The organism is Undibacterium sp. GW821-FHT11B02, assembly GCF_058808955.1.
On record NZ_JBXASD010000001.1, the window covers coordinates 82,719 to 97,498 of the forward strand.

At 50.0% G+C, this 14,780-nt stretch carries 15 protein-coding genes; 9 read left to right on the top strand and 6 right to left on the bottom strand.

Annotated features, from left to right (window positions below):
- Positions 1 to 18: 18 nt before the first annotated feature.
- From AC1RVX_RS00335 to AC1RVX_RS00360, 6 genes are all read left to right on the top strand, one after another.
- Complete coding sequence (locus AC1RVX_RS00335; RefSeq protein WP_493214598.1) at positions 19 to 879, top strand: DUF3034 family protein; 861 nt, start codon at positions 19 to 21, stop codon at positions 877 to 879.
- A 19-nt stretch (positions 880 to 898) separates the two neighbouring features.
- Positions 899 to 1,339 (top strand): group I truncated hemoglobin, encoded by a 441-nt coding sequence (locus tag AC1RVX_RS00340; protein WP_493214599.1) that lies wholly within the window; start codon positions 899 to 901, stop codon positions 1,337 to 1,339.
- A 205-nt stretch (positions 1,340 to 1,544) separates the two neighbouring features.
- Complete coding sequence (locus tag AC1RVX_RS00345; RefSeq protein WP_493215143.1) at positions 1,545 to 2,354, top strand: DUF3034 family protein; 810 nt, start codon at positions 1,545 to 1,547, stop codon at positions 2,352 to 2,354.
- Between the two features lie 64 nt (positions 2,355 to 2,418).
- On the top strand, positions 2,419 to 2,856 hold the full coding sequence (locus AC1RVX_RS00350; RefSeq protein ID WP_493214600.1) for a group I truncated hemoglobin: 438 nt from the start codon (positions 2,419 to 2,421) through the stop codon (positions 2,854 to 2,856).
- Between the two features lie 31 nt (positions 2,857 to 2,887).
- A complete protein-coding gene (locus AC1RVX_RS00355) occupies positions 2,888 to 3,562 on the top strand; it encodes a cupredoxin domain-containing protein (protein WP_493214601.1) in 675 nt (224 codons plus the stop codon).
- Positions 3,563 to 3,661: 99 nt separating this feature from the next.
- Positions 3,662 to 4,873 (top strand): M24 family metallopeptidase, encoded by a 1,212-nt coding sequence (locus tag AC1RVX_RS00360; RefSeq protein WP_493214602.1) that lies wholly within the window; start codon positions 3,662 to 3,664, stop codon positions 4,871 to 4,873.
- Positions 4,874 to 4,943: 70 nt separating this feature from the next.
- Here AC1RVX_RS00360 and AC1RVX_RS00365 read toward each other — a convergent pair whose 3' ends face one another.
- The 4 genes from AC1RVX_RS00365 to tagH all read right to left on the bottom strand — a co-directional run bounded on the left by AC1RVX_RS00365 (position 4,944) and on the right by tagH (position 9,638).
- The gene (locus AC1RVX_RS00365; protein WP_493214603.1) at positions 4,944 to 5,426 is read right to left on the bottom strand and encodes a TssQ family T6SS-associated lipoprotein; all 483 of its coding nucleotides are present in this window, start codon (positions 5,424 to 5,426) and stop codon (positions 4,944 to 4,946) included.
- 12 nt (positions 5,427 to 5,438) lie between these two features.
- Positions 5,439 to 7,205: a serine/threonine protein kinase gene (locus AC1RVX_RS00370; protein WP_493214604.1), complete on the bottom strand. Its 1,767-nt coding sequence runs from the start codon at positions 7,203 to 7,205 to the stop codon at positions 5,439 to 5,441.
- A 131-nt stretch (positions 7,206 to 7,336) separates the two neighbouring features.
- Positions 7,337 to 8,107 (bottom strand): PP2C family protein-serine/threonine phosphatase, encoded by a 771-nt coding sequence (locus AC1RVX_RS00375; protein WP_493214605.1) that lies wholly within the window; start codon positions 8,105 to 8,107, stop codon positions 7,337 to 7,339.
- 253 nt (positions 8,108 to 8,360) lie between these two features.
- Entirely contained in the window at positions 8,361 to 9,638 is a 1,278-nt protein-coding gene (tagH, locus tag AC1RVX_RS00380) for a type VI secretion system-associated FHA domain protein TagH (RefSeq protein WP_493214606.1), read from the bottom strand.
- Between the two features lie 550 nt (positions 9,639 to 10,188).
- On the opposite strand from tagH, the gene AC1RVX_RS00385 reads away from it, so the two are divergent.
- Positions 10,189 to 10,707, top strand: coding sequence for a helix-turn-helix domain-containing protein (locus AC1RVX_RS00385; protein ID WP_493214607.1), 519 nt, complete (start codon positions 10,189 to 10,191; stop codon positions 10,705 to 10,707).
- 76 nt (positions 10,708 to 10,783) lie between these two features.
- Here AC1RVX_RS00385 and AC1RVX_RS00390 read toward each other — a convergent pair whose 3' ends face one another.
- Positions 10,784 to 11,293 (bottom strand): DUF1993 domain-containing protein, encoded by a 510-nt coding sequence (locus AC1RVX_RS00390; RefSeq protein ID WP_493214608.1) that lies wholly within the window; start codon positions 11,291 to 11,293, stop codon positions 10,784 to 10,786.
- Positions 11,294 to 11,594: 301 nt separating this feature from the next.
- Positions 11,595 to 12,209, bottom strand: a complete 615-nt coding sequence (locus AC1RVX_RS00395) for an OmpW/AlkL family protein (RefSeq protein ID WP_493214609.1) — start codon at positions 12,207 to 12,209, stop codon at positions 11,595 to 11,597.
- 249 nt (positions 12,210 to 12,458) lie between these two features.
- Between AC1RVX_RS00395 and ettA the strand changes: the two genes are divergently transcribed.
- Positions 12,459 to 14,126, top strand: coding sequence for an energy-dependent translational throttle protein EttA (gene ettA, locus AC1RVX_RS00400; RefSeq protein WP_493214610.1), 1,668 nt, complete (start codon positions 12,459 to 12,461; stop codon positions 14,124 to 14,126).
- Positions 14,127 to 14,394: 268 nt separating this feature from the next.
- Entirely contained in the window at positions 14,395 to 14,757 is a 363-nt protein-coding gene (locus AC1RVX_RS00405) for a flagellar basal body-associated FliL family protein (RefSeq protein ID WP_493214611.1), read from the top strand.
- The last annotated feature ends 23 nt before the right edge of the window (positions 14,758 to 14,780 follow it).

A 14,780-nucleotide genomic window follows, 5' to 3' on the forward strand; every position in this document is an offset into this window, starting at 1 on the left:
TGCGTGGCGATGACATGCATGTTGCTCGCCTCACACTGCACCCTTGCGCAACATCTGCCCCTGCCTGACATGGGCAGGTTGCTGGCGACTGGTGGCGTCACACAGATAGAAGGCGCTGGCGGTGGCGGATTGACTCCCTGGGCGACCATTACCGGTTATGGCAGTGAAGACAGCTATGGCGTCAACGCCCATATCACTCAGGTGAATACCCAGGATTACCGTCTGCAGACTGCAGGTGTTGCCTTGGGTATTGCTGATAAGCTGGAAATGTCATTGTCCACCCAAAAATTCACGGGTAGTCAGGCACCACTGGATAAGCTGGAACTGAATCAGGATATCCTGGGTGTCAAACTCAAAATTGCAGGCGACCTGGTCACTGATCAGGACAGCTGGCAGCCACAAATCGCCGTCGGTGCCATGTATAAGCGCAATCAGACAGTCAAAGGGCTGGCAGCACTGGGTATCACCAGCGTCAGGCAACTGGGCGCGATTGATGACCATGGGATCGACTACTATGTATCGGCGACCAAGTTATCTCTGGAGCATAGCCTGCTGTTGAATGGCACCCTGCGCATGACCAAGGCCAATCAGATGGGCTTGCTGGGGTTTGGCGGCGACAAACGAAATCAGTATCAATTGCAACCGGAAATATCAGCCGCTTATCTGGTCAACCGCAAGCTGGTAGGCGGCATCGAATACCGGGGCAAACCACGCAATCTTGGTGTCGACAATGAAAAAGCCTATTCTGACGTTTTTCTTGCCTGGTTCCCAAGCAAGGCATTCTCCTTGACCCTGGCGTATGTCAATCTGGGAGATATTACCGTCTTCAATCCCAAAATCCAGCGTGGATGGTATCTGTCGCTGCAAGTAGGTAATTAAGCAAAAACAAGAAACTCCTATGAAATTACGCGAAACTGCAATAGCCCTCAGCCTGATGTTGGCATGTGTTGACCAGACACTGGGACAGACTACGCCAGATAACTTGTTCCAGGCACTAGGTAATGAACCTGGCATTAGCCAGATTGTGGATCAGATGCTGAACCTGGTTACGCAAGATGAGCGCATTAAAACATTTTTCAAAGACACCAATATACCCCGGACTGCAAAATTACTAAAAGAGCAATTTTGTGTGATTAGCGACGGCCCCTGTCAATACACAGGTGACGACATGAAAGTGGTGCATGAAAATCTCGGCATAAATTCTGCACAGTTCTATGCTGTAGTTGAAGATTTACAAATCGCCATGGACAAACTGGGCATACCGTCAGCTACCCAAAACCGCCTCATGGCAAAACTGGCTCCCATGAAGAGAGATATCGTCTTCCCCAAGCAACGATAAAATTCCACATTTTTTGCATCTGATCTGAATCCGATTTTCAGTCAGCTCCGTACAAGTAACAAGTACCCGATTTTTCAGGGTGTCATTGTCACTTAACAAAGGAGATATGATGCAAATCAGCAACAAAATTATTGCCGTCGCGCTGCTAGGCAGCACTGCCATCTGGACGCAACAAAGCCAGGCACAAGACCTTTTAAAACCCGATATGGGCAAACTGATCGCAACCGGCGGTGTCAGTCAGCTTGAAGGGGCTGGCGGCGGTGGCCTGACACCCTGGGCACTGATCACAGGTTATGGTACACGCGACAGCTACGGAGCCAACGCCCACCTGACCCAGGTGAATACCCAGGATTACAGCCTGAAGACCTATGGCGTTGCCGTCGGTATCGCAGACCGCGTGGAATTGTCACTGGCAACCCAGGAATTCACTGGCAGCCTGGCACCGTTGAATGCGCTGAACATCAAACAGGACATTTTCGGTATCAAAGTCAAAGTCGCGGGTGATGCCGTGTACGATCAGGGAAGCTGGATGCCACAAATCGCCGTTGGTGCCATGGCGAAACGCAACAAGGGTGTGGGTGGTCTGGGTGCACTGGGCGTGACCAATGTCAAACAGCTGGGTGCCAAAGATGACCGTGGCGTCGACTACTACGTATCTGCCACCAAAATACTGCTGGAGCAAAGCCTGCTGCTGAATGGCACGTTGCGCATGACCAAAGCTAACCAGATGGGCATATTGGGTTTTGGTGGCGACAAGAAAGATAGCTACCAGGCCGAGCTTGAGACCTCTGCTGCCTACCTCATCAATCGCAAACTGGCTGTCGGTGCTGAATACCGTATGAAACCACGCAATCTGGGTGTGGACAATGAAAAGGATTATTACGATGTCTTTGTCGCCTGGTTCCCGACCAAGAATCTTTCAGTAACCGCTGCATATGCCACTTTGGGTGACATCACGGTGTTCAACCCCAAGAATCAACGTGGCTGGTATTTGTCCGTACAGGCTGGATTTTAAGCCGCTGTTTTCTGGATACGACACCTGCAGACACCTTCAATAAAATTCATCGAAAGCGACTATCATGATTTCCATCTCCCGTTTTAGCAAAATTGCATGCGGCTTTTTCCTGTTCGCCAGCCTGTCCGCTCATGCCCAAACCAACAGTGATGCCCTGTTCCAAAGCCTTGGTGCCAAGCAGGGTATCAGCAGCTTCGTCAATTCCTTTGTCGCGATCGTTCTGGAAGACCCGCGCATCAACAAGGCATTTCAGGAAACCGATACAGAACGTCTGGCACAATTACTCACCGAACAATTTTGTGAGTTAAGCGGCGGCCCCTGCAAATACAGTGGCCGTAGCATGGATGACGTTCACAAGGACTTGCAAATCACCAATGCCCACTTCAATGCGCTAGCCGAAGATTTGCAGATTGCCATGGAAAAACACAATATTCCATCCTCAGTCCAAAACCGGCTAATCGCCAAACTGGCCCCTATGCAACGCCCTATCGTTACCAAATAAGATGGCGTACTTATCAAGGCAGAAAACCTCCATGAAAAACTTGCTTCCATCCGCATCCGGGCGGAGTCTGGGCATAAAACTGGCGCTGACCTGTGTGCTGGCGATTGGTCTTCCATCACTGGCATCGGCAGCCAAACTAAGCATGCAAGCGGTAGACAAAAATGGTGTGGCGATGGCCGATGTGGTGGTATACGCCACCCCCATAGGTGTTCCCTTGCCACCGGCAGGCAAAACCGAAGCGGCCACGATTTCGCAAAACGATATGCAGTTTTCACCCTATGTGACGGTAATCAGGGTAGGTACACAGGTCAAATTCCCCAACTACGACAAAATGGAACATCACGTAAAATCCTTTTCCGCAGTCAAGGAATTTGAAATCAAGACCTATGAACGTGGTGTGACACCACCACCGGTCATATTCGACAAACCCGGCATTGTGATTGTTTACTGCTTGCTGCATAACTGGATGCGCGCCTATGTGCTGGCAGTGGATACTCCCTACTTCGCCAAAACGGAACAGGCCGGCACCGCCACCCTGGATCAACTGCCGGACGGTAACTACGAAATCAGGGCCTGGCACCCCAACATGGGCAGCATCAAACAGCCGCTGATGCAGACCATCAAAGTCAATGACCAGACGCCAATGGTGAAATGGCAGTTTGATTTTGTACCCATACTAAGAAAAGCCAAAGCAGCCAACTACTAGCTATGCCAATTTCGTCATCTAGACACCGTGAAATGAGCAAGACCAGTGTGACTGTTTATACTATGCTGATGCCAATAGCAAATACTGCGGAGTGTGGGCATGACATCAGGCATAGGTGGTTCAACGGCAAGCAAAGAGTTGGCTAGCATACAGGCAAACACAAGCACGGTGCAGCCCATCGGTGCTGCTGAGCGGCGCGCACGGGTAGAAAAAGCAGCCCGGCTGATGCAGGACAATGCGATCGATGCACTGATCCTGCCAGCCGGTAGCAGCCTGTACTATTTTACCGGCCTGCGCTGGTATCCCAGCGAGCGCCTGACTGCAGCCATCCTGACGCCCGATGCCAGGCTGACTTATATCTGCCCCGGCTTTGAAGAGTCCAAACTGCGCGAAACCCTGGGTGCCGAAGCCCATATCCGGCTGTGGCAGGAAGAAGAAGATCCCTGCCAGTTGATCAAAACCTGCCTGCAGGATCTGCATTGTAAAAGCGATGTCCTCGCCCTTGATGAAGCCGCTCCCTTCTTCGTCTTTGATGGCTTGCGGCATGCAATGCCATTGGCACACATCATCAATGGCAGCACGATCACGGCAGAGTGCCGCATGCATAAATCAGCGACGGAACTGGCCATCATGCAAGCGGTCAAGAACCTCACCCTGGAAGTGCAGAAAAAGGCAGCAAAAATTTTACGCGAAGGTATCTCTTCCTTTGAAGTGGCACAATTCATAGATCAGGCCCATCGCGCCTATGGCGGCAGCGCTTCCACATTTTGCATCGTCAGCTTTGGTGCCGCCACGGCCATGCCACATGGCCCCGATGGCGAACAATTCCTGCGCGAAGGCGATATGGTGCTGATCGATACCGGCTGCAAGCTGCACGGCTATCACTCGGACATTACCCGCAGCTATGTCTTTGGCAAACCCAGCCAGCGCCAGCGCGATATCTGGGAACTGGAAAAAAACGCCCAGGCGGCGGCATTTTATGCAGCCCAGACCGGTGTTCCCTGTGAGCAGGTTGATGCTGCTGCCAGAAAGGTGCTGGCAACGGCCGGATTTGGCCCCGATTATCAACTACCTGGCCTGCCACACCGTACTGGTCATGGCATAGGCCTGGATATCCATGAATGGACTTACCTGGTCAAAGGCAATCAGCGCCCGCTTGCTGCCGGGATGTGCTTCAGCAATGAGCCTATGATCTGTATTGAGGGCGAATTTGGCATCCGTCTGGAAGATCATTTCTACATGACAGAACAAGGGCCACGCTGGTTCACTGGGCAAAGCCACGCCGTCGATGCGCCATTTGGCGATCATTGAACTACGTTGGTAAATTGGCAGACAGCTTAAACAACACACGTCATCGATTGCAACAGTCTGCCACGAGGCATTATTTCTTCTTGACGGCGTTCTTGGACTTCAAAAACACCGGGCCCCAGATAGGGTGACCGATTTCGCCTGGTGACAGATTAAAAGTCGGATCCAGCTTCAGTGCACGATCAAACTGTTGACGGCACAAATACGCTCTCGACGTGACGCAATAACTGAATGCCATAAATTTCAGAGCATTCACTTGCAAGTCTTTGTTATGCCCGTTCCAGATATCTGGTGATCCCAATCTTTTGATGGCACCATTGTAATCACCTGCATCATACAGGGCCAGTCCATCCTTCAATGCCTGCGCATCCGGGTTGATGGGTGGTGGTACTGGTGTCGTATCTACAGGAGGTGGAGGCGGTGTGACAATGGTTTCTTTTTGCTTGCTCACAGGCTTGGTAGCCGGTGTCTGCTGTGGTGCGGTTTCACATCCCAGCAATGCCGTACATGCCAGCACCAGGCCAGCCATATACACCTGTTGAGTTAATTTCTTCATCTTTATCCAGATTTATTTACTGTTGAACTCATGTTCTATCGCAGCCGAATTCGTCTTGCTGCCATCGATCTCGGTTACCAGATCTGGAAAGCCCGGGTTCGTTACCCTTATCTTATGCTTGCCAGCAGTTAAACTCAATTGCTTTAGAGGTGGGCTGGCACCTTGCTGTATACCATCAACAAAAACCGTACCCCAAGGCTTGATAGCCAGTTTGACAGTCAGTTTGTTCGCCACCGGTGTGCTGGCTGCCTTGGCTGCCGCTACTTTATTGGCTTCCTTCAGGCGCGATTGTGCATGATCAGAAAATTTGCCGTTCGGGTATTGCTGCAAAAATGCGTTGATGGCCTCTGGCGTGGCGTTGACATCATCTTTCAACTTGTCCCATGCCAGTTTCTCCTGGACCTCCCTGGCAGACAGAGGTGCCGGACCAGCCGCTGCCGCACTGGTCGTCACGGCTGCAGTAACGACAGTTGCGGGTGGGGTAACTGCGGTAACTGAAGCAGGTGCTGGCACAGAAGAGGCGGCACTGTCGGCTTTCTTAGCTGTTGCGGGTAGGGTAGTCGTCTTGCTGGCAAGCGCCGGTACAGCTTGTGGTGGCGGGCCACTGCGCAAGGTGATGGTCAATACCGCAATCAACAGCACCACCACCACGCCGCCAGCCAGCAATTGTTTGGAATGCGATTTCACCTGACTCATCGCCCCGGTTTCGGTCTGCTCATCCGGAGTGGCAGACTTGACCGAAGTCCTGTGCTTCTCTAGCGTGACGACTTCAGCATCTTGTGTACCGACAACAGGTGCAGACATGTCACCGTCATGCTCCGGTTTGGTTTTACGGGACTTGCGTGTGGAGGCGAAAGAACTGATTCCTAACAGCAGACGGAACTCATCCATTGATTGCGGTCTGTCTTGCGGTTGTACAGAAAGGGCCTTATTCACCCCTTTCAGAAATTTCTCGCTAAACCCCGGGCGCTCACCTTCTTGCAGCGGCACCATGGAATCCTTGATGACCCGCGCTACTGACATCGGTGGCGGTGTTTTCATGATGGCGAAATACATCACGGCCGCCAGTGCATAAATATCGGTATATGCGCCCTGTGGCATGTCAGTCTCATCCGAGTACTGTTCTACCGGGGCATACCCTGGCTTCAGTATCACGGTCATGCCATGCGTCATATCCCCAATGATCTGACGGGCAGAGCCGAAATCAAGCAGAACTGCGACACCATTTTTCTGCACGATGATATTGTCTGGCGAAATATCCCTGTGCAAAATTTTGGATTTGTACAACGTATCAAGCGCTTCCAGGATTTGCTTGAAAATAAAGCGCAACCACGCTTCCGTCACCAGTTGCGGGCGTTTATTGACAATATCCTTCAAGGTATGGCCATCGTAATAGCGCATGACCATGTAAGCGGTTTTGTTTTCTTCCCAGAAACGGTACACCTTGACCAGAGAGGGATGATCAAACTGCGCCAGCAAGCGCGCTTCATTCATAAAACTCTTCAAACCTGCATCAAAAGTAGATTTGTGACGTTCAGACCTGACCACGACACTGGTGTCGGAAGCACGCCCGGCCAGCGCACCGGGCATATATTCCTTGATAGCAACGGTACGCTGCAAAGAATGATCAAACGCCAGATACACAATTCCAAAGCCGCCTTCACCCAGTACCCCGGTAATTTCAAAGTCGTTCAGCCGCGTGCCAACGGCGAGACAATTCTCGGTACCGGCATGCAATACCACTGGCGCTTCGTTAGCGAGTGCGTTTTCTGTGTTCAAGGCTTACTCAGAGGTTTAATGTTGAAATGCACTGATCCTGCTTAAATCCCAATCCCGATCCCAAACTGCCAGCGCTAGTATGGTTACAGCAGAAATTTGCCTGCACAGCAGGCTATCATCTCTGCAAGCCGTCATTTTCCCACTGGATTGTCATACAGGCAAATAGCAAACACTGAGAAATTATCCCTGTTAATAGCTTTTGACGTATTAATATTTTTTTCTGCAATGGCATTCATTTTACTTAACCATTCATCACTACTGTTTGATGCAGCCAGGCAATATTCCATTTCATGCTCATGGACCCATTCCCAAAAACCATCCGTGCATAGCAAAAAGGCATCTCCATCATGCAATTCTATCGCTTCAGTAGTTACTTCGGGGACAAAATCACCTTCCGCACCGATGGCAGCAAATAACACATTCCGCCTGGGATGACGTCGTATCTGAGAATAGTCTGCAAAGCCAGCGTCCACCATCATCTGCGCCTGACTGTGGTCTTTGGACACAGTCTTGATTCTATTTTGGTGAAATTGATAAATCCTGGTGTCACCCATATGTGCCCACAAGGCACAGCGATTGTTCTGGTCTATCAGCATAGCAGCGATAGTAGTGCTCATTTGCTGCTGATCGGCATGTTCCTGTTTTCCTTGGGCGACCTTCAATATGGCCCAATCCAGGTACGAGCGTAATGCATGGGTGCTAAAAGAAGCTTCCTGAAGGAATTTCTCTATGACCGCATCAGTCGCCAGTTTGGCTGCCAGTTCACCTCCAGCATATCCTCCAGTACCATCAGCCATGACAAAACAAGCTATATCGTCCTCGTGGGCGCTGGCCAGCGCATCCTGATTGGTTTTTCTATTACCTATCGCAGTGATCTGCGCTGTATCCAGATTCATGGGCATGGAGGTCTAAAGTATGTGCTTAGAGCCCGTTTACGATCTTAAGCGCGAGCGCAACCGGAGTTTATGTGGGGCTCAAGGTGCTGCTCAAAATGCTCATGTACCAAAGTACATTCCGCTTTTTGCGCTGCGTTTTTTTGTTGCCCTGCCCCCGCTGACGCTCGCTACAGATCGTAAACAAATGGTTCTTAGAGACTGTTGCAAAATTAATCTGGCTCGTTGCGTTGCCCGCTTAATTCTTGCGCCTGCCTCTTACCTAATAAGCCTGATGACTGGCTTCCGCTTTTTCAACTTCCTTCTCGTACGCAGCTAAAAACTCTTTGCCAAACAGGACCTGGAAATCATCCTTCCTGCCCGCGTAAATAGTATCGAACAAGCTGTTGAACTGATCCCACAATGCCGCCTTGCGACGTGCCGGCATTGCTTGTTCAAGCAAACCTGGCGCGCTCAGATGTTCTTCCACGCTGGCAGGCTGTAAAGTCTGCAAGACAGCGTCCATCACTGCCCGGGTACCTGCGGCCATTCCCATTTGATGCGCGCGGATATCAAAGAAAGCATCTTCCATCGCTTCTGCAGGTGCCATAAAACCAGGCATCTTTTTACGCAACATCTGGGTCAACACTGTTTTACTGTCCGGGAAAAATTTTAATGGATTGTTTTCCCTTAAGACAACCATCGTTACTTCTGCTTTCACTTCTCGTTTCAGCAAAGCGCGCTGAGACAGCTCCTCCATCGCTCCCTGAACCGAACTGGCCATCAATTTACCAAGGGTTTCCATCAACTCTACCGTCAGCCCCGATGACAGGCTGAGTTCGGGAAGACCGGCACCATTCAAAAATGCCTGCATCAGCTCAGCGTTGCTGGCCAATGGCTTACTGCCAGCAGCCGGAGGTTTAGCTGTCGTACCTGACACCGGCACTGTTGGGGCAGTTGACTCACTCACCGCAGCTTGAGCACTTGCGGCATCGTCGGCTTGTTCAGCCAGGTTGCTCTGGGCTACTAATGCCTCAGGGCGCAACAAAAACTGGGGTGGCTGCACATTCTGTTGCACGTTCGGCAGCAATTTCCCGGACGGTGTCCTGGCTTGCGGCAAAGCATTTGCTTTCAGTTCATCCGTCTGACCTTCTGCCGCTATATTGCCAGCAACTGAGGTGTTGACCACCGCCCCGGCAACTGCAACCGGTGAAGGGACTGAAGCCGCACTTTCCTCCTGAATTTCAGCAATTGTCTCTGCAACCAGCACATACAGACCAATCTGTATCTCGTCGCCATCATGAATTTCATGGTCAGATTCGGCCTGAATTTCCTTGCCGTTGACCAAAATCGGGTTTGCCAGACTAAGGTTATGAAGAAAGTGTTTGCCTCCGGTACTCCATACCTTGGCCTGGGTCCGGGAAACAAAGTGCCTGGGATCAGGCAAACTCAGGAAATTTTCTTCATTGCGCCCTATTGTTTCTTGTTGGCTGCCAAACACTGCAAAAATCGAGGTAGCGGGTGCTTCATTATTATAGGAAACAACGTCAATTTTGATCATTAGTGGCACTCCAAAACCATTTTGTGACGCCTGAAAATAAGTATCCTGAGCAGGCAGTTTGAGATAATCTTACGATTGTGCTTTTATATTTCACATATATTTGATAAAACAGCGTTTTCACAATGCAGCCAGGTATCAGCTCCCTATCAGACAAGTGTCACGATTTTGCCATAAAAGCAATTTTACGCCTGAAACAGACTGAATCTTGCCGCGTTTGCAGCAGCTTACCCGATTATCACTAAATCAGCGACTGGCTCAGTCTCAATTTAGAGTTTAAAAAGATGCTTAACGACAACACTGGCACATTTAATGCTATAAGGAACTTTATTAAAACCCGCTGCACAGAGCATTTAATGTCATTAAATACACGCACTTAATAAATCAAGCAATTTTGAGCAACACACGCATCTTCGCCGCTCAATTGATCACACAAACTGAGCGATTCCAGCCCACGAATGATGCTATCGTTTTTACATGAGGAACTGTTAACAAACTTCAAACAGAGGCTCCATTATGCAATCTGCACCCAGTTTTCACATAAGGCACGGTAATGAAAGATTCTGAACAAAGTACACAGCCGGTGCCAGAAGTCACGGGCTCATTTCTTTATCAGGAGTTGATAGAATCCCGGCTTGGGCAGCCTATCGCTGCCGAACTGATTGACGCCGAGACACAAAAACTGGCTACATCGCCAGGAGCAAAGCTCGCAGCGGGGCGCAATGCCATGGGTTGGTCGGTAGAGTATGTGGCGGCCCAATTAAAAATGGCACCACGCCAAATCAACGCCATTGAAAAAGATGACTATGTGTCGCTACCGGAAGCAGCCATCATCAGGGGTTTCTTACGTGCCTATGCAAAACTGCTGAAACTGGACTCAGTTGCCATCATCGATTTATTTACCGATGATTTTAACAAGAAAAAACTCGCTGGCGACCTGGGACGCGGCAAGAACCGCCATAGTATAGCAAGAACAAATAATACCCAGAGCAATGCGCCTTCCTATACGCTGGCCCTGCTGTTGTGTCTTGCCGCTGCAGGCGCATTGGCCTATTTCAACCTGTTTCACTAATCGCTATCAAACGAAAAAGCTGGCATGGATAAACCCATGCCAGCTTTTTTACATCAAAACCCGTCAAAGCAAATAATTAACGCAGACCCATAAAATCTTTTTTGCCGATTTCAATGCCGTTATGACGCAAGATAGCGTAAGCGGTAGTCACATGAAAGAAGAATTGTGGCAAACCGTAATTCAACAAATACGCCTGGCCTGAAAATGTCTGCTCCTTTGGCGTACCTGGACGCAACACCACGTCGCGACTTTCACTGCCTTCAAATTTTGCTGCATCCAGACCCGCAATAAATGTCTTGGTCTTGGCGATACGAGCCTGCAATTCGGCGAAAGTCGTTTCAGTATCTTCATAAGCTGGCAATTCAGCCTGTGCCAGGCGACCAGTCACCCCCTTGGCGAAATCAGCAGCGATCTGCACCTGGCGCACCAGGGCTAACATGTCCGGGAACAAACGTGCCTGCAAATAATTTTCTGCGGGGATATTTTTCGCCGTGGCATGCGCTTCCGCCTTTTTCAGCACATCACTGAGGCTATCCAGCATCTGGTTGATGACAGGAACAGATGCGGCATACATAGAAATAGACATGAAGGTTCTCCAATAAGTGAACAAAACGGAGCTAGATTATAGGTCGTCTGGATTTTTTGCGTATGACACAGGCAATAGCTCTCCCGGTTGATGGTCAACTTCCTATTCCAACCCCATGAACGAAAATTGCCGGATCAGCTTTGCAAGCTCCGGGCACATTGCCCCGAAGTCCAACACTGTGTTGGTACGATAGATACTATGTAAAACGAAGTGAAACCTGGAACCGTAAAACCCGTCACCCCCAATAAAAAATCCCCTTCCTGCTGGAAGGGGAAAACATGAAAGTCAGTCTGCTTTTAATTTAGAAGCGATAACCTACGCCAACACCGACCAGCCATGGATCAACCTTGACGGCGCTCACTTTGGCGCCACTGATGGTGACATCACTGCGAATCTGTACTTTTTTCACATCCAGATTCAAGGACCAGTTTTTATCCAGTTTGAAATCCACGCCAGCTTGCAGAGCAAGACCTACGCTACTGTTTTCCAGATCGCCAGCGCCCTTGAGCAGGTTGACGTCAGAAATACGGGTGTAATTCACGCCGGCACCAACATAAGGACTGATTTTGGCTTCAGGTGCGAAATGATATTGCGCAGTCAGTGTAGGAGGCAAATGCTTGAACGAACCGATGATGGCTCCATCCAGCATGACGTCATGCTTTTGTGGGTACGTCAAGATCAATTCAGCCGACCAGTTTGGCGTAAAGAAATAGGTGATATCAACTTCAGGAATTTCTTTGCTGCTGACAGTAATACGGTCTGCGGCACCAACGCCACCAACAGGGTCAGAGCCATTTGCAGGACTGAGGTTAACGACACGGGCACGCACTTGCCATGGGCTCTGTTCTTGAGCCATTGCCTGGGTTGCTGTGAAGCCAATAGCGGCCAGGGAGAGTGCGATTACAATCTTCTTCATTTTAATTTCCTTTCTCAACGGTGATGAATAAAGTGTAAATCCACACTAGCAACAGGGTCTTGAGCTACATCAACGTTGGTGCACAGCACAAAATACGGCATTTAAAGTGTTGTTACACCGCCTTTTCATACCTGCGATACCTGGCACTTGGCTTTACGGCGCTCCACATAAATCAGGCAAAATATGACGCCACACGCCCGCATGAGGTATCCTTGCAGGCATTCTTATTCCCTATGAAAATTCAAGAAAATGGCCAATTACGTCTACACCATGAATCGCGTCGGCAAAATCGTCCCGCCGAAGCGTCAAATCCTGAAAGATATTTCCCTGTCCTTCTTCCCTGGCGCCAAAATTGGTGTGCTGGGTCTGAACGGTTCAGGCAAGTCTTCCCTGCTGAAAATCATGGCAGGTATAGATAAGGACATACAGGGCGAAGCCGTGCCCATGCCTAACCTGAACATCGGTTACCTGCCACAAGAACCACAACTCGATCCTGAACAAACCGTGCGCCAAGCTGTTGAATCTGCCCTGGGCGAAGTGTTTGAGGCCAAGGCCAAGCTGGAAGAAGTGTATGCCGCCTATGCAGAAGAAGGCGCTGACTTTGATGCACTGGCCAATGAACAGGCTCGTCTGGAAGCCATCATCTCCACCTCATCCGGCGACAATGTAGAACTGCAACTGGAAATGGCCGCTGATGCGCTGCGCCTGCCTGCATGGGATGCCAAGATTGCCGTCTTGTCCGGTGGTGAAAAACGCCGTGTCGCCCTGTGCCGTTTGTTGCTGTCCAAGCCTGACATGCTTTTGCTGGACGAACCGACCAACCATCTGGATGCAGAATCAGTGGATTGGCTGGAACAGTTCCTGTTGCGCTTCCCTGGCACAGTCGTGGCGATTACCCATGATCGCTACTTCCTCGACAATGCGGCTGAGTGGATTCTGGAACTGGATCGTGGCCATGGCATCCCCTGGAAAGGCAATTACTCTTCCTGGCTGGATCAAAAACAAGCCCGCCTGAAGCAAGAAGAAGCGACCGAATCTGCACGCCAGAAAGCCCTGCAAAAAGAACTCGAATGGTCACGTCAAAATCCCAAGGCGCGTCAGGCCAAGAGCAAGGCCCGCCTGGCCCGCTTCAATGAAATGAGTGAACATGAATACCAGAAACGCAACGAAACCCAGGAGATCTTTATCCCTGTGGCAGAACGTCTGGGTAATGAAGTCATCGAATTCAAAAACGTCAGCAAAGCCTTTGGTGACCGCCTGCTGATCGATAACCTGAGCTTCAAGATTCCTCCTGGCGCAATTGTCGGCATTATCGGTCCTAACGGTGCCGGTAAATCGACCCTGTTCAAAATGATCAAGGGTCTGGAAACACCGGACAGCGGCGAAGTAGTACTTGGCCAGACTGCCAAAATCTCGCTGGTTGACCAGTCACGTGAAGACCTGGGCAATACCAAGACCGTGTTTGAAGATGTGGCTAACGGTGCCGACATCCTGACGGTAGGCCGCTTTGAAATGCCTTCCCGCGCTTATCTGGGTCGCTTCAACTTCAAGGGTGGTGATCAGCAAAAGATCGTTGGCAACCTGTCTGGTGGTGAGCGTGGTCGTTTGCATCTGGCCAAAACCCTGCTGCAAGGCGGCAATGTCTTGCTGCTGGATGAACCGTCGAATGACCTGGACGTGGAAACCCTGCGTGCGCTGGAAGATGCCTTGCTGGAATTTGCCGGCAGCGTCATGGTGATTTCCCATGATCGCTGGTTCCTGGATCGTATCGCCACCCACATCCTGGCGTTTGAAGGCAATTCACAAGTCAGTTTCTTTGACGGCAACTATCAGGAATATGAAGCCGACAAGAAAAAACGTCTGGGTGAAGAAGGTGCCAAGCCAAAACGCATCCGTTACAAACCATTGACAGTGTAAATAGAACAAAACAGCTTGGTAGTTTCAAATCTGGCCTGTTTTTTGCATAAGCCGGTTTCAAGAATACTTGAAGCCGGCTTTTTCACATCTGCCAGCAACAATTATTAACCCTAAGCAAGTTTCTTTAACAGTGTGTTTCGGCAAGATACGCTAAGCTGACCCACATCGCTGAATCACAAGTATCAGCCAGGCAATTTTATATAGTAAAAGAATACGCATAATGGGAAAAAAAACCGCATACACATTCATACTCTGTCTTGCACTTGGTATGACAACCGACTGGGCCTCTGCCAATTCAGGTGGCAAGGAAGGTGGAGAATCCACTGGCACACCCACTGCCAAGCTGGAAGCATTCACCGTCAATTTGTCATCGACAGAACGCTACCTGCAACTCAGCATGGCGCTGCAAATTGCCAGCGCTGAGGTCAATGAAAAAATCAAGATGTTCATGCCCAAGGTCAGGCATACCCTGATCCTGCTGTTGAGCAGCAAAGACAGTGAACATTTGCAAAGTCTGGAAGGCAAGCATCAGCTAATGGAAGAAATCAAGGAAGGCGTCAACAAAACCCTGGAATTGAAAGAACATGACGGCGTCACCGATGTGTTTTTTGAAAATTTTGTGATCCAGTAAGCCAGCTGTCAAAAACAAGACAA

Excerpts from the sequence above, each read along its gene's own strand:
- AC1RVX_RS00335 (WP_493214598.1), top strand. The coding sequence starts at position 19 with ATGTTGCTCGCCTCACACTGCACCCTTGCGCAACATCTGCCCCTGCCT.
- AC1RVX_RS00340 (WP_493214599.1), top strand. The coding sequence starts at position 899 with ATGAAATTACGCGAAACTGCAATAGCCCTCAGCCTGATGTTGGCATGT.
- AC1RVX_RS00345 (WP_493215143.1), top strand. The coding sequence starts at position 1,545 with ATGGGCAAACTGATCGCAACCGGCGGTGTCAGTCAGCTTGAAGGGGCT.
- AC1RVX_RS00350 (WP_493214600.1), top strand. The coding sequence starts at position 2,419 with ATGATTTCCATCTCCCGTTTTAGCAAAATTGCATGCGGCTTTTTCCTG.
- AC1RVX_RS00355 (WP_493214601.1), top strand. The coding sequence starts at position 2,888 with ATGAAAAACTTGCTTCCATCCGCATCCGGGCGGAGTCTGGGCATAAAA.
- AC1RVX_RS00360 (WP_493214602.1), top strand. The coding sequence starts at position 3,662 with ATGACATCAGGCATAGGTGGTTCAACGGCAAGCAAAGAGTTGGCTAGC.
- AC1RVX_RS00365 (WP_493214603.1), bottom strand. The coding sequence starts at position 5,426 with ATGAAGAAATTAACTCAACAGGTGTATATGGCTGGCCTGGTGCTGGCA.
- AC1RVX_RS00375 (WP_493214605.1), bottom strand. The coding sequence starts at position 8,107 with ATGCCCATGAATCTGGATACAGCGCAGATCACTGCGATAGGTAATAGA.
- tagH (WP_493214606.1), bottom strand. The coding sequence starts at position 9,638 with ATGATCAAAATTGACGTTGTTTCCTATAATAATGAAGCACCCGCTACC.
- AC1RVX_RS00385 (WP_493214607.1), top strand. The coding sequence starts at position 10,189 with ATGAAAGATTCTGAACAAAGTACACAGCCGGTGCCAGAAGTCACGGGC.
- AC1RVX_RS00390 (WP_493214608.1), bottom strand. The coding sequence starts at position 11,293 with ATGTCTATTTCTATGTATGCCGCATCTGTTCCTGTCATCAACCAGATG.
- AC1RVX_RS00395 (WP_493214609.1), bottom strand. The coding sequence starts at position 12,209 with ATGAAGAAGATTGTAATCGCACTCTCCCTGGCCGCTATTGGCTTCACA.
- ettA (WP_493214610.1), top strand. The coding sequence starts at position 12,459 with ATGGCCAATTACGTCTACACCATGAATCGCGTCGGCAAAATCGTCCCG.
- AC1RVX_RS00405 (WP_493214611.1), top strand. The coding sequence starts at position 14,395 with ATGACAACCGACTGGGCCTCTGCCAATTCAGGTGGCAAGGAAGGTGGA.